A 17,665-nucleotide genomic window follows, 5' to 3' on the forward strand; every position below is an offset into this window, starting at 1 on the left:
GGATTCGACTACCTCCACCGGCGATCATGTCCCGGTCATCAGTCTTCAAAATCAATCTCCAATTCTCTCCATTCCGGTCTATCTTTCTCCTGATCTCCCGATTTGGACACCGACAGACCCATGAGGCGGATAGCGTGATTCACGTCATAACTGACTTGCCTCAGAAGGGATTTTGCCAAAGGCAGAATATCAGCCTTGGTCCGGAGTAATTTTCCTTGTGTCAAACTACGGGTAATCTGGGAGAAATCGCCATATTTCACTTTCAACGTCAAAGTCCTGCCCTCAAAATGACTCTTCTCAATACGCTCCTGAAGTTCAAGGACAATATGATAGAGTTCGATAATGACAGTAGACTTCAAACTGATATTTTCAGAAAACGTATGCTCGCAGCCCACTGATTTCCGCTCACGATGCGTGACCACAGGCCGCTCGTCTATACCCCGTGCAAAATCATAGAATATGCTTCCGGTCTTTCCGAAAACTTCTATAAGATGTTCCTGGGAACAAGAACGGAGTTGGGCGCCCGTAAAGATACCCATCTTATGCATGATTTCAGCAGTCCTCTCACCCACGCCCCAGAATTTTTCCACCGGCAGTTGAGCGATAAAATCGAGTGCTTTTGAAGGATGGATGGTACAGAGACCGTCAGGTTTGCGATAATCGGAAGCGATCTTAGCCAGGAATTTATTGTAGGAAACACCGGCGGAGGCCGTCAGATGAAGTTTATCCCTGATCTCCTTTTTTATCGCTTTTGCGATGTCATCGGCAAGCGCGATATTCTTTTTATTCTCCGTGACATCGAGGAAAGCCTCATCAATGGAAAGAGGTTCGACCAAGTCGGTATATTCGTGGAAGATATCACGGATCTGTTGGGAGATCTGAACGTAATGTTCCCGATGTCCTTCTACGATGACCAGTTCCGGGCACAAGTGCTTGGCCGTGACCATAGACATGGCAGAATGGACACCAAACTTCCGCGCCTCATAGCTGGCGGTAGCCACCACTCCCCGCGTACTGTCATGACCGACAGCCACAGGCCGTCCTTTCAGTTCAGGATGGTCCCGCTGCTCGACACTCGCAAAGAAAGCATCCATATCAATATGTATGATTTTACGCTCTGCCATACTCTAAATGCAAAGATACAATTTTCCGGTGAATTCCTAAAAGCGTATTCGCCAAATTGCAGACTTTGCATCAAAGTATCACAATCCCCCCTGACTTGCTTGTTCAAAGGTCGACAGGATGGAACGAGACAGCGGTTGTGTCAGATCAAATGCAAGGCATAGCAGTCAACCGGCATGCCATCAAATGGAGAAAGATATCCCGACCTGGAAATTCCGACCCGGTGCCGCATTGTAATACCGTGCCCCATAGGCATTGATATCGTAGCCCAAACTGTATTTCTGATTCAGAATATTATCAAAGAACAAGAATATCTCTTTCAGATTTATCCGATGTGTAGATTTGGGAAGATAACTGATCCGGGCTGACAACTGATGATAGCTGCGGGCATAGGCATCGTTGGCATCATCCATAGCTGCACGACTGGCATAATGGTATTCCACCATACAACTCAGGGACCATGGCAGACCGGCTTTCAGATTAGTGACCAGTGTCGTACGTGGCACCCCTGGCACCCGATTGCCCGAATAATCCTGATCATCCTCCTGATAGTCTCCAAAGTGATAGAAGGAATAGGTATAACTTTCGTTCAAATATAAGAAACGGATAAACCGGCTATCTTTCTGAGGCAAAATACCGCAGAAGACAGAACCTTCTATGCCCGTTTGCCGGATCTTACCGGCATTGACAAAAAACGCCTGACTCAATTCGTTCTGACGGGATATAATACCATTGTTGAGGATGTAACGGTACACTGAGGCATCGACCATAAGGCGGTTATCAAACAGATTGAGCCGGAAACCAGTCTCATAATTCCAGCCGGTTTCAGGTTCAAGATCTTTATAGATCTTCTGATCCGACGGACGCACCTCATCAGTTGTGGGCACGGAATAGCCTTTACTTACAGTTGCCCGCAGAGAAAGATGGGAATTAAATCTATAATTGATGGCGAAATGAGGCATCCAAACCGGATGGAAGTTGTCACTGACTCGAGTTGTATCCTTAAAGCGATACCCGTCGAAATTCCATGAAACTGCCATTTCGGCTATAAAGCGCTTCCATTCTATCCTGGAGCGGACAAAGCCGAAGACGGCATGACTCATAATGTTACTATAGGACTGTTCATCACCGGCTACGCCTCCATTATTATCAAAAGTATGGATATGAGAGGACATGAGTTGTCCTTCAGCCCCTACTTCCAGACTCGGTTTGAAATCGACTTGCTCTTCATCCGGTCTGTGCAGAGCCAGATAGGTCCGGAAGCCCAGATTATTCATCTGGTCACTTTCATAGTCCGGTATAGCATAATTCCGATGTTTCAAATGTGAGCCCCATAGAGCAGTCGTAAAGTCGGCATACGCATTGAATGACGTTTTATTGGAAACTCCTAAAAAGAACATATTGTCCAAGCTCCCTGTATTCTGCTCTCTTGACCCAGGCTGAGTTTTAGTCGCAGGTCTGGACATTCGGGGATCGGCATCAAACTGTGCCTTGGTCAATCCACCGGGTGTGTCATAGTGTATTCCCGAGAAGAAAGACATGATATTCAATTCCGATTTCCTGTTGTATTTCCAGTGGTCGTCCAATTGAAAGAACAAGCGACGCGAAAAGGACTGGTCTCTGTAACCGTCAGATCTCTGATAAGAACCATTGAGATTCAAAAGATTGTTGGACGGCCGAACCTGGTAATGAAAGGCTCCTCCTGCCAGCCCATACGAACCGCTGAAGAGTTTCAGACTGCCTATTTCGGATCTTTGGTTCTCAGACTGCAGCAGAACGACGCCACCTGAGTTTTCTCCGAAAAGACTGCCATCAGGACCCTTGAGTATCTCTATTCTGGAAATAACACTCGGGTCAATCAAATTCAAATAAGTATTCCCTCCTGCATCCGTCAGAGAAAAGTCATCATAATAGATTTTCACATTCCGTATGCCGTAAGGAGAACGGATCACATTCCCTCTGATAGACAAGCGGTAACTTGCAGGAGAACGTTCTTCCATCCTCACGCCCGGAACAGAATTCATGGTTGCAACCAAAGAAGTCGGTTGTCTTGAATTCAACTCCAACTGATTGATGACGTTGACAGATGCGGGGGTCTGTGACAAATATTGATTATGGAGATAACCATTGATGACAACCTCCGGTAAATTCGTATGGGAAGTATCCGAATGTACGAGAATACTGTCATTTGACTCCCCTTTACCATATATGAGAGAGGAAGACATCAACACCAGCATGCACATCAGGCATCTTTCAAGCAAATCCCGTCTTCCTGCAATGTTACCGTTTCTATTCATTATTATAAGTTATAGGTAAAACCTGCCATAAAGTTTCTCGGAGCGCCCGGCCATTTGTAAATGTTATTATAGGCACTCTGCCAATAAACTTTATTCAGGATGTTATCCAAATTAAAGAAGACCTCTATATGATGCCACCGGTACTGTAGTGCACCGTTGAATATGACATATCCGGGTAAACGCAGCCCGGGAGTAAGCGTATTCCGGCGACTAACCTGACTGTGTCCGAGCATAATGCTGAGATTGCTCAGGAAGCCATGATCAAAAGTATATTTGATCCAACTGTTACTAATATTCTTCGGCGCATTTTCCTTCAGGTTCCCGACTTCACTCGGGACATCACTCTTCTCTACTTTTGCCACATCATAGGCATAGTTGATATTGACGGATAAGTTCGGAAGAATATTGCCGTTCAACTCCAGTTCTATGCCTTGAGAACGATCCTCGCCATGCTGGACATACAGATCAGGTTGGGAAGGATCATTGGCATTGACTGCCGTATTCTTCACATCGAGGCGATAGACGGCTAATGTCGCCATCAACTTCTGATTGAAAAACATGCCTTTCGCACCAAACTCATAGAGTTGGCTCACGATAGGTTTGAACGGATTCTTGAATATCTGAAGGTCATTGGACTGTTCGAACGGATCAAATCCTTTGCTGTACTGGACATAAGTGGTCACGTTAGGAGTAATGTCGTACAAGAGAGCGATCTTCGGCAGCCAGATATTCTCTATCTTTCCGCCCAAATCCACTTCATCGTCGTCATCGTCTGCATCAGCAGAACCCTCATCGCTACCGGAATCATCGTCATCATCAGCCCCTCTATAGAACTCACGCCTGATACCTGCCAGTAATTTCCATCTGTTCCAAGTCAGGAATTCCTGGATATAAAGGCCTTGAGTACGATAGATATCGGCATCTACTTCATTATTCTCGTTATCAGCATCTGAAAGCACATAAGTGGAGAAATCAGGCGTCTCATACACCGGGTGCCTCAAACTGAAAGCGCTGACGATCCCGCTATTCTTGCCAAACAGAGAAGGAACTTCATACCTATCCTGGTCACCACGATTGATTTTCGTCTGGATATAATCCCAACCTGCCACTAGGTCATGTTTCAAAGGACCGGTCTTGAAACGGAAACTGAAATAGTTGGTCAGACTATGAGTGACCGTCTTGTAGTTCCACTTCGTGTAATACAATCCTATCGTATCCGGTGAGAGATAACTCTGGAAACTATGCTCCGCTACTTTCTCATTGGAGATATAGTTCAAATAGCCGGTATTGAAACTGATATGCTTGTTGAACTTGTAAGATCCGAATATGGAAGTTGCAATATCGGTCTCCTTCAGTCTGTCTCCCTTTTGGTTCAAAGTCAGACGAATGGGTGAGAAATCTTTAATCGATTCGTTTTCGATTCCCGGAACACCGCGATCCAAGACAGAGTTGGTATGGGAAAGAGAAAATTCAACATTCAACTCCAACTTGTCATTAGGGATAAAAGACAAGGACGGCGCAATCTGATAAGAGTGCGCAAACTGATTATCCCTGAAAGAATTATGGGTATCATACCCTGCATTCAATCTGTAGAGCAAGGTCTTGGATTTATTCAAAGGCCCGGTCACATCCCCCATGAAGCGCCAGTGGTCCCAACTTCCACCCATGACTGAGACACTAGCCCTGTTCGTGTCTAAAGGTTTCTTGGAGACCAGATTAATGCTGCCCCCAGGGTCACTGTTGCCGTACAAGGTGGCTGCAGGACCTTTGAGGATCTCTATTCTCTCCACATTGACCAGCATCGGACTGGCAAACTTGGAGTTGTAACCTCTAAGACCGTTGAACAACCTCGCATTTTCAGCTCTGAAACCGCGGATCGTATATTCATCAAAACCGGAATAACTGGCTACACCGGCTACATCAGAAGAAATATCCTGCAAAGAATATTGTAACTTATCATTGATCAATTCCTTGGTCACCGACGAGATGCTTGCGGGAGTCTGAAGTATAGGTGCCTGTGTCTTCGTCAACATATAGCTATAGTCACTCGTATAACTCTGCACCCGTCTTCCTTCAACTTCCACGGTCGGCAAAACCACTTTTGTACTGTCGTTCTGTGCATAGGTATTCTGAGAAATACCTACCCACAAAAACAAAATCGAGAGACCTTCCACAAAAGGAAGTCTCCCGATCTTAAATATTCTCGATGTCATGTTCATCAAATTTACTCCATTTATAAGGAATAGATGACGATCTTACATTTAGCAGATGCACCGACACCGGTCCACAAACTTGATTTCAATCCGGCTGTTACAGCGACATATTGCTTTCCTTTAATAGCATAAGTGATGACGCCACCGGCATTCATCAAACCAGTAGAACCCTTCCAAAGGAGTTTTCCTGTCTCAGAATCAAAGGCATAGACATCGCCGTTCTGAGCAGCTGTGAACAACAGTCCACTTGCAGTAGGAGTAACACCGGAAACGATAGGAGAAGTAGCATGATAAGACCATTTTACAGATCCGTCGGCGGCATTGAATGCCTTCAACCAACCTTTAGCCTGATCAGCCTTGTCCCAGATCATGTCTGAAGCACCAAACCATTCCTTACCAACGGCAGGTATGTTTTTCTTAGCTTCTTCCAAAGAAGGCAACTTCATCTTGACGCCCCAGTCATCGGTGCCATTGAACAACAAGTTTTTCGTCGGATCAAAAGCAGGTCCGTTCCATTCATTGCCGCCCATATAGCCAGGTTTGAAATAGGTATAGATTTCACGGCTCAAACGTACATCGGTATTGATACGTGTAGTTGTAGGTACCTCATAAACGAAAGGCAGAGCCTCAGCCGGATCTTCAGTAGTAGCGATCTTTGAACCGTCCATTACAGTCAGCAGGCCATTCTTGCCAGCCTCAGCAACCAATTTGCGGTTGTCTTTTGTAGTAAAGATAATAGGTGCGGCAGAAGCATCCCAATCGTGGGCGTCATTCTTCACAACCTGTTGATTTCCTTTAACCTTACCGGTATTGATATCCAAAGCGATGACATTATTGAAATAAGGTCTGTCTGCGCCACGGAATTCAACATCGAAGTCAGGAGATGGATTACCAACAGATGCATAGAGCAAACCGTTTTCCTTATCTATAGACATTGTTGTCCATACACCGCCACCGGAAACTGGCAGTCCTGTAGAAGTCTTCGGATTCTCTTTCGCATCAGGAACGGTATTGAACCTCCAAAGCATGCGGCCGTTGGAAGCATCCAAAGCATAGACACTACCGATAACACCGGCATTGTCACCGCCACCATTTCCGATAAAGACTTTTCCATCGTATGCAACAGGGCACATACCGAAGTATTTCCCGGGATCAGTTGCACCTTGAGGAATAACATCCCAAATTAATTTGCCGTTTTTCATGTTATAGGCCAGTACGTGTCCGTCAGAAGTTCCTCTGAACAATCTGCCGTTCAAGTAAGCCAATCCTCTGTTGGCGCCATAGCCTGAACCTCCACCCTTACGGGTAGCCTTCCAGATCAACTTCCCAGTCTTACCGTTGATAGCATAGGTTGCAGTATCTGTAGAGAAATACAATTTACCGTCTATAGCCAAAATACCGGTTTGGAAACTGTTGACATCTGAACCTAGATCAAATGCAGCTACCTCTTTCATATTAGCCACATTTTCTGGAGTAATCTGTGTTAAAGGAGAGAACCGGATACCATCAATAGTTCTGTTATAACTCGTCCAGTTTTCTGCCTTATCCTCGACCTGAGCGCTCAATGCACCCGCTCCCAAGCATAGAAACAACGCTGAGATCCCAAGGATTCTGTTAATATTACTTTTTTTATTTATAATAATACCTCTTAGAAAAAATTATTAGTTTTAAATCCTAAATACAATAATTAATACAATCCATGTACAAAGTTACAAAAAAAACCAAAAATGAGTAATTATAACTTATTTTTTTTCTAACTCAAAACGTTTTTTTTACCTTACTAAGTCTTTCCTCTCTTTTCCTTCCTTTTCACCTATTATAAAATAGACCCAGGTTACCTGTTCCAGAACGGATCCCCGATAAACAGAAGTGAAGCGGTCTCCTGAAAGGATAAAAAAAATTTTACGCTAGTCTGACTTTTCGATTATTTTCACTAACTTTGCACTTACGAATTCGAATCACTGAAATTATACCGGTATGAAAATAGAAGATCAGATCTGTAACGCGGCCGCTCATGCCGTCAAAGAGTTGTATGGGCAGGATGTACCTGAGAAAATGCTTCAGATACAACAGACAAAAAGTAACTTTGAAGGTAATTTGACCCTCGTCGTTTTCCCTCTGCTTAGGATTTCTCATAAAAAACCTGAAGACACAGCTCGGGAAATAGGCGAAGCCTTGGTAAAAAACTGTCCGGCAATAGCCGACTATAATGTGGTGAAAGGATTTTTGAACCTCACCATTGCTCCTTCTGCTTGGATTAAGTTACTCAATGATATCTATGCAGATCCGAATTACGGAAAGACAGCGCCCGCTAAAGATGCTCCGCTCTATATGGTGGAATACTCTTCCCCTAACACGAACAAACCTCTGCATCTGGGGCATGTCCGCAATAATCTGTTGGGTTGGGCTCTATCTCAGATTCTGGCAGCAACCGGAAAGAAAGTCATAAAGACCAATATTGTCAACGACCGCGGAATCCATATCTGCAAGTCGATGATTGCCTGGAAGAAATGGTTCAATGGTGAGACACCGGAATCAACAGGCAAGAAAGGCGACCATCTCATCGGCGATTGCTATGTCGCATTCGAGCAGCATTATAAGGCTCAATGGGAACCGTTGAAGAGTCAATATATGGCCGAGGGCATGGACGAAGAAAAAGCTGAAGAAAAAGCCAAGAATGAGGCTCCTCTCATCCAGGAAGCGCATCACTTACTCGTCCGTTGGGAAAACAATGATCCTGAGGTCCGCGCTTTATGGAAGAAATTGAATTCCTGGGTCTATGCCGGTTTCGACCAGACCTATAAAGCACTGGGCGTAAGCTTTGACAAGATCTATTACGAATCCAACACTTATATTGAAGGTAAACGCAAAGTTTTGGAGGGTTTGAAAAAGGGTCTCTTCTATCGGAAAGAAGACAACAGTGTCTGGTGTGACCTGACACAGGAAGGACTCGATCAAAAACTCCTGTTGAGGAAAGACGGCACCTCTGTCTATATGACTCAGGATATCGGTACGGCAGAAATGCGTTTCCACGACTATCCTATAGACAAGATGATCTACGTGGTCGGCAATGAGCAGAATTACCACTTCCAGGTGCTTTCTATTATCCTTGACAAACTCGGATTCAAATGGGGCAAGGATCTGGTACATTTCTCCTATGGGATGGTCAATCTGCCTAATGGGAGGATGAAGAGCCGTGAAGGGACTGTAGTAGATGCCGACGAATTGATCTCAGAGATGATACGACAGGCACGTCAGACCTCCGATGAACTCGGGAAATTCAAAGATATGACTGAAGAAGAGAAGTCTGAAATCGCACGCATTGTCGGACTCGGTGCTCTAAAATATTTCATACTGAAAGTCGATGCCCGGAAAGACATGCTCTTCAATCCTGCCGAATCCATCGATTTCAACGGAAATACCGGTCCTTTTATCCAATACACTTACGCCCGTATCCGGAGTATCATGAGAAAGTCTGCTGAATTGAATCTCAAGATTCCGGCACAACTCCCTGATGACATGCCACTCAACGAGAAAGAGATACAACTTATTCAGAAAATGAACGATTTCACCGCAACTGTACAAGAAGCCGGGAACAACTATAATCCTGCTGTCATAGCCAACTATACTTACGAGTTGACGAAGGACTTCAACCAGTTCTACCATGATTACAGTATTCTGAATGCCGAGAATGAATCTGAGAAGATCACCCGTCTAGTTCTTGCCGGCAATGTCGCCAAGGTTATCAAGAATGCGATGGATCTCCTAGGTATCGAAGTACCGGAACGTATGTGATCACTAAATCTTTTTCTGTCTGACAACAGGAAAAGATCTATTTATACATTATGTCTAAAAAGAACGAACCGATTAATCCTCCCGATTACCGTCATGATACAGTACTTCCACTACCCCTGGCCGTAAAGGCAAACGCATGGGCAGTGGATGCCGCTTGTTCAGGTAATCCCGGGCCAATGGAATACCAGTGTATCGACCTGGCTACAGGTGCCCGTATCTTCCATTTCGGTCCGGTAAGAGGCACTAACAATATCGGGGAATTCCTTGCCATCGTCCATGCCCTTGCCCTGATGGATCGCCAGGATATCCGTGACAAAGTCATCTATTCCGACAGTTATAATGCCATTCTTTGGGTTCAGAAGAAACAGTGTAAGACCAAACTCGTCCGTGATGCCAGCACAGCTCCTCTCTATGGAATCATCGCAAGAGCAGAGAAATGGCTTCGCACACATCCTGTCCAAGTACCTATCCTAAAATGGGAAACGGCACAATGGGGAGAATGTCCTGCCGACTTCGGAAGGAAGAAAAAATAAAGAATCATTCTAATTTCAATAAAAGACCTTATGTGGTATTTTATTTGAAATGCATCAAGTTTTGAAGGACTTTTGCTCTGCCAATGCTTGATTTTTCATAAATCCTCTATATATCCTTTAGTGAACATATCATAACTGAGTGCCTCCAACTCTCCCAATCTCATCTTCTCGACAGCTTCCTCGATCTTCCGGATCAAGACTTCACGCTTATAATCATCAGATGCCGTCAATCGGGACGTAAATCTATTCGTTCCCATACTCCTCCTTCCTCTCATAAGTACAAATCAATTGATTGTCCTCAACTTCCTCGTTCAACAGTACTAAATCCCCTGGGAGTTGTGGGGCACGAGTTCCCTCCTCGATTAAACGATCCAGAGCTGTCTCTACCCTAATCTCATCCCAAAGGCCAGCAGACAGAAAACTCCTGAGTGTCGCTGCTCCACCTTCTACTACCAAACTCTGTTTATGTTGTTCATACAATCGCTGAATGACTGTCTGTGGAGTATCTGGAGGACGGAGGACGATTCGCTCAGGATCAGGGCCACTCCAGTCACGGACGTTCAGTTGAGGATGCTCACGTTCATCGGTAACGTGCCCCACCAAGATCGCATCGTTTTCAGACCGCAGTTGGTGAACGAGCATACGGGTAAAATCAGAAGAAAGTTGTACCGGTTTGAAATGGTCATCGATAAAACCATTTGCGCTCTGAGCCCATTTCAGAATAATATACGGTCGATGATATTTATGGAAAGTCATAAAACGCTTATTGAGATGGCGGCATTCCTTCTCCAGAACACCTACAGTAACCTCTATTCCTGCAGCTCGTATCTTCTTGATACCACGTCCCTGAACCTTGGCAAAGGGATCAATACAGCCACAGACCACACGCCGGACACCTTTCCTGATAATCAGATCACAACAAGGGGGAGTCCTGCCGTAATGAGAACAAGGTTCCAAACTGACATAAATCGTAGATTCGGGAAGGAATCGCTCATCTTCAGGACTCACGGATGCAAAAGCATTCACTTCAGCATGACCCTCACCACAACGAATATGATAGCCTTCTCCTATGATCCTACCCGAAGCATTCACGATGACCGCTCCTACCATCGGATTAGGTTTTGCGTTCTGACGGCCATTCACAGCCAATTGCAAACAACGGCGCATGAATTTTTCATCTTGACCTTTTTGGTCTTTCTCCATATTTTCTGTATTTTTGCAGTATGATCAACTTCCAGCATCTCTATCAGGAACTTACTCCACTCTATGAGGAACGTGAAGCAAAAGCTATCGTGCGAGCCGTGCTGGAAGTACGATTCGGACTGACACTGACAGATATTCTATGTGACAAAGTTAGTGAATTTTCACCAAAAGAACTGCAAACGCTCCAAGAAATCATGAAGAGACTCCAAAAAGGAGAGCCCGTACAGTATGTATTAGGGGAAACTGATTTCTGCGGACATACCTTCAAAGTAGCACCGGGTGTCCTCATTCCAAGACCGGAGACAGCAGAACTCTGTGAGTTGATTCTGCAGCAATCACCTGAAGGAGAGATTCTGGATATTGGCACCGGCAGTGGATGCATTGCTATCACCCTCGCATTAGCCCTAAAAGGAAAGGGACAAGTCACCGCATGGGATATATCTCAAGAAGCTTTACTAATAGCCAAAGAGAATGCTACAGAACTCGGAGCCAATGTCAACTTCGGACGACAGGATGCCCTCCAGTTGCCAGAAAATCAGGTGCAATGGGATTTCATCATCAGCAATCCGCCTTACGTGACAGAAAAAGAACGAGTAGAGATGCAAAGGAACGTACTGGATTATGAGCCTGCTATGGCTCTCTTTGTACCAGACGAAGATCCTCTGCTTTTCTATCGGGCCATCACGAAATATGCCAAGACAGCACTACGACACGGAGGTTCACTCTTTTTCGAAATCAATCCCCAATATGAAGAAGCGATGAAATCAATGATTTTAGAAGAAGGTCTCCTTGAACCAAAGGTCTATAAAGACAGTTTTGGAAAACCTAGAATGTTTAAAGCCCATCGATAAACACCTGGAACAGTTTTTACAACTTGCATCATAGTCACTCTCTAAATAAACTCAATTGTATATGAGAAGAATCATCAGACAAAAATCAGAGCAACAGGCTTTGGAAATTCTTTCTGCCCTCTGTGCCTCAGCAGAATACTGTTCGCAGGACATGATCGGAAAGATGAAACGTTGGAATATGCCAGAAGAAACTCGTAATAGAGTGATAGATAAGTTGATTTCAAACGGTTTCATCGATGATTCCAGGTATTGTAAGGCTTTCGTCCATGACAAGATCAAGTATGCGAAATGGGGACGGAGAAAATTGGAACTCGCCCTATATCGAAAGGGAATTCCTCAGACCATCTCTACTCCGATTCTCGACGTAATCCCTGAAGAAGATTATATTCACATACTCAAGCCTCTACTCAAGACAAAAGCAGCATCTGTCCATGCCGAATCCGACTATGAGTTCAGGCAAAAACTTTTCCGTTTTGCTGCCGGTCGAGGTTTTACTCCTGACCTGATCATGAAATGTATGCCAGCACAAGATGAAACTTCTTTTGCTGAGTCTGAAAGCGGGACGGAATTTTCTGATGAATCCTTCCCGGGAATGGAAGAGAATACAGAAATCGGTGATTTCACCGATCAGAAAGACTCTAAAGAAAACTCCTCCGACGAGGAAGAACAGACCGACCTTATCTCAAATACTTTCGGAGACGATGACAAGATAGACAGAGTTTCCACAACTTTCGGTGCACAAAAAACTGATAAAGACAAGTCTGCGAAATGACGACCAGTTTACTTGAAAGGATTCTCAATCTAATTGCCCCAAGGGCTTGCGCTATATGTGGAAAACGCCTTGCACCTAGAGAAGAAATGATCTGCTCGACCTGTAATCTTGATTTGCCCCGCACCTACCAGTGGCAACATCCATTAGACAATGAGATGGCAAAGGCCTTCTGGGGAAGGATTCCAGTGGAACGCGCTGCGGCATGGCTCTATCATCATGGCGGCTCTCAGGAAGCCCGCATCATCTATGACCTAAAATATAAGGGGCATAGGGAATATGGAGAATTGATGGGTAAAATGCTGGCAAAAGAAATCATCTCTTCACACTTCTTTGAAGGAATTGATGCCATTGTCCCTGTTCCTTTGGCAAAGAAGCGCTTACGCCAAAGAGGGTACAATCAAAGCGATGAAATCGCTGAAGGAATACATCAAGTTACCGGTATCCCGGTATGGGACAATATCGTCACCCGCAGCAGTTTCAGCAGTAGCCAGACCAACAAAGACAGATGGGAACGCGCAGAGAATGTGGAAGGACTCTTCCAAATACGCAATTCTGAGCAGGTGAAGAACCACCATCTCCTTCTCGTGGATGATATCTGCACGACAGGGGCAACACTTACAGCCTGCGCCCAAGCCCTCATGAAAGCCGGTGAAGTCCGGTTCAGTATCCTCACCATAGGTTATGCCAAAAATTAACGACACTTTCAGGCAGAAAAAGAGCCTTTCATAAGTAAAAAGCACAAATTAGCACTTCCACCAGTACGTTATTAAGAAAAGAATTGTACCTTTGTACTAAAATCCATATCATTCTAAGATTCATCATGGACAACTTAAAAAAAGTTTTCGCTTCAAAACTCCTTCAGATCAAGGCTATTAAACTACAGCCCAACGACCCTTTCACATGGGCATCTGGATGGAAGTCACCTTTCTATTGTGATAACCGGAAGACGCTGTCTTATCCGGAGTTAAGGATATTCGTCAAACTCGAATTTGCACATAGCGTTCAGAAATACTTTCCGGATGCAGAAGCCATTGCCGGTGTTGCTACCGGGGCTATTCCCCAGGGAGCACTCGTGGCAGACGCTCTTAACCTGCCTTTTGTCTATGTCCGCTCCAAACCTAAGAACCACGGACTCGAGAATCTGATCGAAGGTGAACTGAAACAAGGCACGAAGGTCGTCGTACTGGAGGATCTTGTCTCTACAGGCAATTCCTCACTCAAAGCTGTCGAAGCCCTCCGCAAATACGGTTGTGAAGTCATCGGCATGCTCGCCTCCTATACCTATGGTTTCCCGATTGCCCAAAAAGCCTTCCAAGACGCAGATGTACCCCTCTATACTTTGACTGACTATGATCATGTCGTAGCAGAAGCTTTGGAAACCGGATATATTAAAGACAGTGATGTAGAATTACTGCACAAATGGCGCAAGGACCCGGCTAACTGGAACAAGGACTAAGTATCCAACGCCAATAGCAGGTAACAAAAAGAGCGCATTCATCGTCTCAAAAACACCCCTTAAATAAAACATGATAAAAATAGAAAGCAGCATCAAACAGATACCTTACGCACAACAGACTGTATATAATAATCTGAGCGACCTGAGCCATCTGGAACGATTGAAAGACAAAATCCCCACTGACAAAGTTGGAGACGTCTCCTTTGATCGAGATAATATTACCTTCAAACTGCCTATGGCCGGACAAGTCACGATGAAAGTCATCAGTCGTGAAGAACCGAAGACCATCAAGATGGAAACGGTGAAAAGTCCGGTCCCACTCACTTTTTGGATTCAACTTCTGCCCACTGAGGAAAAAGCGTGCAAGATGAGACTTACCGTCCAGGCTAATGTCAGTCCTTTCCTAAAAGGAATGGTCCAAAAGCCCTTGCAAGAGGGATTGGAAAAGATGGCCGACGCCTTAGCAGCAATTCCATACGACGAGGAAATCTAATACTGCATTTACAGATGCTCTGGTCCCTTTGAAAAGGGCCAGACAATTTGAAGTATCAGAACTGTATAACGAAAACTGTTGTGCAAGAGATGTCTGTGTAACCGTGAAAGTATGCTAACGACAACCGGGAGAAGCAGTCATCGGTTATCTTGAGCAGTTAAATACTTCCGGACAACTGACGGATATTCTTCAAATAAAGAGAAACGATTATGGCAAAGAAACTTTGGGAAAAAGGTTATGAGATCAACAAGGAAATAGAGACTTTTACGGTCGGACACGACCGAGAAATGGACCTCTATCTCGCCAAATATGATGTTCTCGGTTCGATGGCACACATCACTATGCTCGAATCCATCGGTCTTTTGACAAAAGATGAACTCACCCGGCTCTTAGCCGAACTCAAGAATATCTATGCTGTCTGTGAATCAGGTCAATTCAAGATTGAGGATGGTGTCGAAGATGTTCACTCACAAGTTGAACTCATGCTCACCCGCAAACTCGGAGATACCGGCAAGAAGATTCACTCAGGCCGCAGTCGCAATGACCAGGTACTCCTCGACCTCAAACTCTTTACCCGCCATGAGCTCAAGGAAGTCGTTGATCACGTGAAAGTTCTCTTCGATGAACTCATTCAGAAGAGCAATCAGTATAAGAATGTCCTCATGCCAGGCTATACCCATCTTCAGATCGCCATGCCAAGCAGTTTCGGACTCTGGTTCGGAGCTTATGCCGAATCGCTGGCTGATGATATGTACTATCTCCTAGCTGCCTACAGAATGGTCAACCGCAATCCTCTGGGCAGTGCTGCAGGCTATGGCAGCAGTTTTCCGCTCAACAGGACCATGACCACCAAACTCTTAGGTTTCGATTCCATGGACTACAATGTCGTCTACGCTCAGATGGGACGCGGGAAGATGGAGCGCAACGTCTCTTTCTCTCTGGCGACTGTTGCAGGCACACTCGCCAAACTCGCTTACGATGCCTGCTTGTTCAACTGTCAGAATTTCGGATTTGTCCATCTTCCAAAAGAGTGTACGACAGGTTCCAGCATCATGCCCCATAAAAAGAACCCGGATGTCTTCGAACTTATCCGTGCAAAGAGCAATAAGATCCAGAGTTTGCCACAACAGATCATGATGATCATGAACAATCTTCCTTGTGGCTATTTCAGAGACCTGCAAATGATCAAAGAAGTTTTCCTACCGACATTTGACGAACTGATCAACTGCCTGCAGATGACAGCCTATATCGTCAACAAGATGGAAGTCAATACTCATATTCTCGACAATCCTTTATACGATCCGATATTCTCTGTTGAGAAAGTCAACAAACTCACAGCAGCAGGAATGCCGTTCAGGGATGCTTATAAGAAAGTAGGATTGGAAATTGAGGCAGGAACATTCAAACCAGACAAGCACATTCATCACACCCATGAAGGTTCTATCGGAAACCTCTGCAATGACCGCATCGAAGCCCTTATGACACAGAATATTCAACAGTTCCACTTCGAGAGAGTCGAGACAGCAGAGCAGGACTTATTGAAATGACCTTTGACGTCATCCAAATCTCATTAAATCCTCTTCATTAACTGATTTTTTACTCTAGACCGTTCGGAAAGTATTTCCGATCTGTCAAGTTCTAAAGGAACCTGCTGTCCAACAAACAGCCGGTTTCCTGAAAAACTTACTTCTTACATCAGAGCGTCAAATGAGTATTCTATCCCAATACGTCAATACGCATTATCATTTTTACCGGCAAATACATCCCATACAGTCAACCAGATAATTTTCAGATCCAGCAAGAAGGACCAGTTTTCTATATACCAGATATCTTTCTTCACCCGTTCCTCCATCTGCCTCAACTCACGGGTTTCACCCCTGCAACCAGTAACCTGAGCCCAACCGGTGATACCCGGTTTCACGAAATGCCTCATCATATATTTCGAAATGAGTTGGGAATAGATTTCCGTATGCTTGAGCATATGAGGACGAGGACCTACAATAGACATAGTACCGATGAATACGTTCCAAAACTGTGGCAGTTCATCAATATTCGTATGTCTCATAAAGTTTCCGAAACGCGTTTTGCGGGGATCATCCTTCGTAGCCTGAATACTGTCAGCTTTGTCATTCACCTTCATGCTACGAAACTTATAGCACCAGAAATCACGGCCGTCTAGTCCTGTCCGCTTCTGCTTGAAGAATATCGGACCAGGCATGGTCAGTTTGATGATCGCACCAACAATCAGGAATATCCAAGGGAAGAAAAATACGAGGAACACACTTGATACGATTACGTCAAATACCCGTTTGAGGAGTTGGTTTTCAGGTCGATTCAACGGTATCTCACTCACATACAGCACCGGCACATCTCCATAAAGCGCCATATTCATCTTTCGTTTCAGATAGTTTCTCACATTCGGTACGCTATAGAACAGCACCACATGCTGGGTACAACATTCTATCAACTCCCTGATCTCATCTGCCCTTGCAGAAGGCAGACTGCAGAATACAGCGGAAATTTTCCCTGCGTGACTGTCCAGCCATCCCTTTACTTCAGAGACCTTTCCCAAATAAGGAACGTCAGGAAGGAAAGTCTCATCTGAAGGATCGGCAAAATAACCTTTCAAGAAATAGCCAAAAGAGGCATCGTCTTTCATGGAAGCATAGAGATCCTCCAAATTGGATCCTCTACCGACAAACAGCACCTCGTGCTTTACCCCTTTACGTTTCCGATATTCCAACAACAACTCACGACCTCTAAGGTGATCCGTAGCTAAAATAATAAAGAACAACGTATAATAATATGATTATCCTCAATTGGGTGATTAATAATTTTGAGTATTCCCCGATATTCATTACCTTTGCATCAATTATCAAAACCTCGTCAAAATGAAACTGATAGAATTTTCAAAACGCTTCCCCGATGAA

At 44.7% G+C, this 17,665-nt stretch carries 15 protein-coding genes; 8 read left to right on the forward strand and 7 right to left on the reverse strand.

What is annotated here, in order from left to right; all coding sequences use genetic code 11:
* Positions 1-38: 38 nt before the first annotated feature.
* The 4 genes from dinB to NG821_RS06475 form a co-directional block, all read right to left on the reverse strand.
* Positions 39-1,124, reverse strand: a complete 1,086-nt coding sequence (gene dinB, locus NG821_RS06460) for a DNA polymerase IV (protein WP_252760845.1) — start codon at positions 1,122-1,124, stop codon at positions 39-41.
* Between the two features lie 180 nt (positions 1,125-1,304).
* The gene (locus NG821_RS06465) at positions 1,305-3,419 is read right to left on the reverse strand and encodes a TonB-dependent receptor (RefSeq protein ID WP_252760846.1); all 2,115 of its coding nucleotides are present in this window, start codon (positions 3,417-3,419) and stop codon (positions 1,305-1,307) included.
* A gap of 2 nt (positions 3,420-3,421) precedes the next feature.
* Complete coding sequence (locus NG821_RS06470; protein ID WP_252760847.1) at positions 3,422-5,632, reverse strand: TonB-dependent siderophore receptor; 2,211 nt, start codon at positions 5,630-5,632, stop codon at positions 3,422-3,424.
* A 20-nt stretch (positions 5,633-5,652) separates the two neighbouring features.
* Entirely contained in the window at positions 5,653-7,212 is a 1,560-nt protein-coding gene (locus NG821_RS06475; RefSeq protein ID WP_252760848.1) for a pyrroloquinoline quinone-dependent dehydrogenase, read from the reverse strand.
* A 397-nt stretch (positions 7,213-7,609) separates the two neighbouring features.
* On the opposite strand from NG821_RS06475, the gene argS reads away from it, so the two are divergent.
* Both argS and NG821_RS06485 read left to right on the forward strand, forming a co-directional pair.
* Positions 7,610-9,427, forward strand: coding sequence for an arginine--tRNA ligase (gene argS / locus NG821_RS06480; protein ID WP_252760849.1), 1,818 nt, complete (start codon positions 7,610-7,612; stop codon positions 9,425-9,427).
* Between the two features lie 50 nt (positions 9,428-9,477).
* A complete protein-coding gene (locus NG821_RS06485; RefSeq protein ID WP_252760850.1) occupies positions 9,478-9,960 on the forward strand; it encodes an RNase H family protein in 483 nt (160 codons plus the stop codon).
* Between the two features lie 95 nt (positions 9,961-10,055).
* Here the strand turns inward: NG821_RS06485 and NG821_RS06490 are convergent, their stop codons facing one another.
* Both NG821_RS06490 and ribD read right to left on the reverse strand, forming a co-directional pair.
* Positions 10,056-10,217: a hypothetical protein gene (locus NG821_RS06490; RefSeq protein WP_252760851.1), complete on the reverse strand. Its 162-nt coding sequence runs from the start codon at positions 10,215-10,217 to the stop codon at positions 10,056-10,058.
* Entirely contained in the window at positions 10,204-11,163 is a 960-nt protein-coding gene (ribD, locus tag NG821_RS06495) for a bifunctional diaminohydroxyphosphoribosylaminopyrimidine deaminase/5-amino-6-(5-phosphoribosylamino)uracil reductase RibD (RefSeq protein WP_252760852.1), read from the reverse strand. The genes NG821_RS06490 and ribD overlap by 14 nt, the downstream gene beginning before the upstream one ends.
* 20 nt (positions 11,164-11,183) lie before the next feature.
* Between ribD and prmC the strand changes: the two genes are divergently transcribed.
* From prmC to argH, 6 genes are all read left to right on the forward strand, one after another.
* A complete protein-coding gene (gene prmC, locus NG821_RS06500) occupies positions 11,184-12,014 on the forward strand; it encodes a peptide chain release factor N(5)-glutamine methyltransferase (protein ID WP_252760853.1) in 831 nt (276 codons plus the stop codon).
* Positions 12,015-12,075: 61 nt separating this feature from the next.
* A complete protein-coding gene (locus NG821_RS06505; RefSeq protein ID WP_252760854.1) occupies positions 12,076-12,786 on the forward strand; it encodes a regulatory protein RecX in 711 nt (236 codons plus the stop codon).
* Positions 12,783-13,481, forward strand: coding sequence for a ComF family protein (locus NG821_RS06510; RefSeq protein WP_252760855.1), 699 nt, complete (start codon positions 12,783-12,785; stop codon positions 13,479-13,481). Before NG821_RS06505 ends, NG821_RS06510 begins: the two co-directional genes overlap by 4 nt.
* 125 nt (positions 13,482-13,606) lie before the next feature.
* The gene (gene pyrE / locus NG821_RS06515; protein WP_252760856.1) at positions 13,607-14,242 is read left to right on the forward strand and encodes an orotate phosphoribosyltransferase; all 636 of its coding nucleotides are present in this window, start codon (positions 13,607-13,609) and stop codon (positions 14,240-14,242) included.
* Positions 14,243-14,312: 70 nt separating this feature from the next.
* Positions 14,313-14,735: an SRPBCC family protein gene (locus tag NG821_RS06520; protein ID WP_252760857.1), complete on the forward strand. Its 423-nt coding sequence runs from the start codon at positions 14,313-14,315 to the stop codon at positions 14,733-14,735.
* Positions 14,736-14,944: 209 nt separating this feature from the next.
* The gene (gene argH, locus NG821_RS06525; RefSeq protein WP_252760858.1) at positions 14,945-16,282 is read left to right on the forward strand and encodes an argininosuccinate lyase; all 1,338 of its coding nucleotides are present in this window, start codon (positions 14,945-14,947) and stop codon (positions 16,280-16,282) included.
* 182 nt (positions 16,283-16,464) lie between these two features.
* Here the strand turns inward: argH and NG821_RS06530 are convergent, their stop codons facing one another.
* Positions 16,465-17,529: an undecaprenyl-phosphate glucose phosphotransferase gene (locus tag NG821_RS06530; protein WP_252760859.1), complete on the reverse strand. Its 1,065-nt coding sequence runs from the start codon at positions 17,527-17,529 to the stop codon at positions 16,465-16,467.
* Positions 17,530-17,665: the final 136 nt, after the last annotated feature.

This window comes from Segatella cerevisiae, assembly GCF_024054555.1.
Classification (GTDB): Bacteria; Bacteroidota; Bacteroidia; order Bacteroidales; family Bacteroidaceae; genus Prevotella; species Prevotella cerevisiae.